Source organism: Stenotrophomonas sp. SMYL8 (assembly GCF_036320065.1).
Lineage (GTDB): Bacteria > Pseudomonadota > Gammaproteobacteria > Xanthomonadales > Xanthomonadaceae > Stenotrophomonas > Stenotrophomonas maltophilia_A.
In genome coordinates this window covers 2,501-5,344 of the sequence record NZ_JAWIRR010000055.1, presented here as the reverse complement: position 1 = coordinate 5,344, position 2,844 = coordinate 2,501, and the positions used below count along the sequence as shown (strand labels likewise).

Annotated in this window: 2 rRNA genes (1 of these 2 running past the window's edge); both read right to left on the bottom strand. The window is 54.2% G+C overall.

Annotation, left to right across the window (positions count from 1 at the left end):
- Window positions 1-9: 9 nt before the first annotated feature.
- Window positions 10-124: ribosomal RNA gene (gene rrf / locus V3B25_RS22250) — 5S ribosomal RNA — on the bottom strand.
- 127 nt (window positions 125-251) lie between these two features.
- Window positions 252-2,844: ribosomal RNA gene (locus V3B25_RS22245) — 23S ribosomal RNA — on the bottom strand (it continues 287 nt past the right edge of the window).

Sequence of the window (2,844 nt, the reverse complement as noted above, 5' to 3'; positions counted from 1 at the left end):
GGGTGTAAACCCTGGCGATGACCTACTCTCGCATGGCTTGAGCCACACTACCATCGGCGCAGCTGCGTTTCACTTCCGAGTTCGGGATGGGATCGGGTGGTTCCACAGCGCTAATTTCACCAGGGAGGCGGTTGGAGCGTCGCCATCCGATACAGCCGGATAAGGCGCCTGCCTCTCGTAGTTCTTGTGACGTAGCGTGCACTTGGATGCTCTTACGACGTTGTCGTAAAGCCAAGGCAACTTGAGGTTATATGGTCAAGCCGCACGGATCATTAGTATCAGTTAGCTCAATACATTGCTGTACTTACACACCTGACCTATCAACCACGTAGTCTACATGGTTCCTTCAGGGGGCTTGTGCCCCGGGAGATCTCATCTTGAGGCGCGCTTCCCGCTTAGATGCTTTCAGCGGTTATCGCTTCCGAACATAGCTACCCGGCAATGCCACTGGCGTGACAACCGGAACACCAGAGGTTCGTCCACTCCGGTCCTCTCGTACTAGGAGCAGCCCCTCTCAAATCTCCAACGCCCATGGCAGATAGGGACCGAACTGTCTCACGACGTTCTGAACCCAGCTCGCGTACCACTTTAAATGGCGAACAGCCATACCCTTGGGACCGACTACAGCCCCAGGATGTGATGAGCCGACATCGAGGTGCCAAACACCGCCGTCGATATGAACTCTTGGGCGGTATCAGCCTGTTATCCCCGGAGTACCTTTTATCCGTTGAGCGATGGCCCTTCCATACAGAACCACCGGATCACTAAGTCCTAGTTTCCTACCTGCTTGATCCGTCGATCTTGCAGTCAAGCACGCTTATGCCTTTGCACACAGTGCGCGATGTCCGACCGCGCTGAGCGTACCTTCGAGCTCCTCCGTTACTCTTTAGGAGGAGACCGCCCCAGTCAAACTACCCACCATACACGGTCCCCGACCCAGATAATGGGCCCAGGTTAGAACGTCAAGCACGACAGGGTGGTATTTCAAGGATGGCTCCGCTGCAGCTAGCGCCACAGTTTCATAGCCTCCCACCTATCCTACACAGACGAACTCAACGTTCAGTGTAAAGCTATAGTAAAGGTTCACGGGGTCTTTCCGTCTTGCCACGGGAACGCTGCATCTTCACAGCGATTTCAATTTCACTGAGTCTCGGGTGGAGACAGCGCCGCTGTCGTTACGCCATTCGTGCAGGTCGGAACTTACCCGACAAGGAATTTCGCTACCTTAGGACCGTTATAGTTACGGCCGCCGTTTACTGGGGCTTCGATCAAGAGCTTCGCCTTGCGGCTGACCCCATCAATTAACCTTCCAGCACCGGGCAGGCGTCACACCCTATACGTCCACTTTCGTGTTTGCAGAGTGCTGTGTTTTTGATAAACAGTCGCAGCGGCCTGGTTACTGCGACCCTCTTCAGCTATAGCTCGCACGAGCCACCAAAAAGGGTGCACCTTCTCCCGAAGTTACGGTGCCATGTTGCCTAGTTCCTTCACCCGAGTTCTCTCAAGCGCCTGAGAATTCTCATCCTACCCACCTGTGTCGGTTTACGGTACGGTCTGCGTAAGCTGAAGCTTAGGAGCTTTTCCTGGAAGCGTGGTATCAGTGACTTCGCCATAAAGGCTCGTCTCGGTGCTCGGTCTTGAAGGATCCCGGATTTGCCAAAGATCCAAACCTACCGCCTTTCCCCAGGACAACCAACGCCTGGTACACCTAACCTTCTCCGTCCCTCCATCGCACTTACGCGAGGTGCAGGAATATTAACCTGCTTCCCATCGACTACGACTTTCGTCCTCGCCTTAGGGGCCGACTCACCCTGCGCCGATTAACGTTGCGCAAGGAAACCTTGGGCTTTCGGCGTGCGGGTTTTTCACCCGCATTATCGTTACTCATGTCAGCATTCGCACTTCCGATACCTCCAGCAGACTTCTCAATCCACCTTCAACGGCTTACGGAACGCTCCTCTACCGCGCATAACAAAGTTATGCACCCCAAGCTTCGGTTCACTGCTTAGCCCCGTTAAATCTTCCCCGCAGACCGACTCGACCAGTGAGCTATTACGCTTTCTTTAAAGGGTGGCTGCTTCTAAGCCAACCTCCTGGCTGTCTGTGCCTTTCCACATGGTTTTCCACTTAGCAGTGAATTTGGGACCTTAGCTGTGGGTCTGGGTTGTTTCCCTTTTCACGACGGACGTTAGCACCCGCCGTGTGTCTCCCATACAGTCCGTCTCGGTATTCGGAGTTTGCAATGGTTTGGTAAGTCGCGATGACCCCCTAGCCATAACAGTGCTCTACCCCCGAGAGGATACATATGAGGCGCTACCTAAATAGCTTTCGAGGAGAACCAGCTATCTCCGGGTTCGATTAGCTTTTCACTCCTAATCACACCTCATCCCCTACCTTTGCAACGGGAGTGGGTTCGGGCCTCCAGTGCGTGTTACCGCACCTTCACCCTGGGCATGACTAGATCACCCGGTTTCGGGTCTACTGCCCGCGACTATGCGCCCTTATCAGACTCGGTTTCCCTTCGCCTCCCCTATACGGTTAAGCTTGCCACGAACAGTAAGTCGCTGACCCATTATACAAAAGGTACGCAGTCACTCCTTGCGGAGCTCCTACTGCTTGTACGCACACGGTTTCAGGTTCTATTTCACTCCCCTCTCCGGGGTTCTTTTCGCCTTTCCCTCACGGTACTGGTTCACTATCGGTCGGTCAGTAGTATTTAGCCTTGGAGGATGGTCCCCCCATGTTCAGACAGGGTTTCACGTGCCCCGCCCTACTCGTCTTCACTGGAATGGCCCTTTCAGATACAGGGCTATCACCTTCTATGGCCGCTCTTTCCAAAGCGTT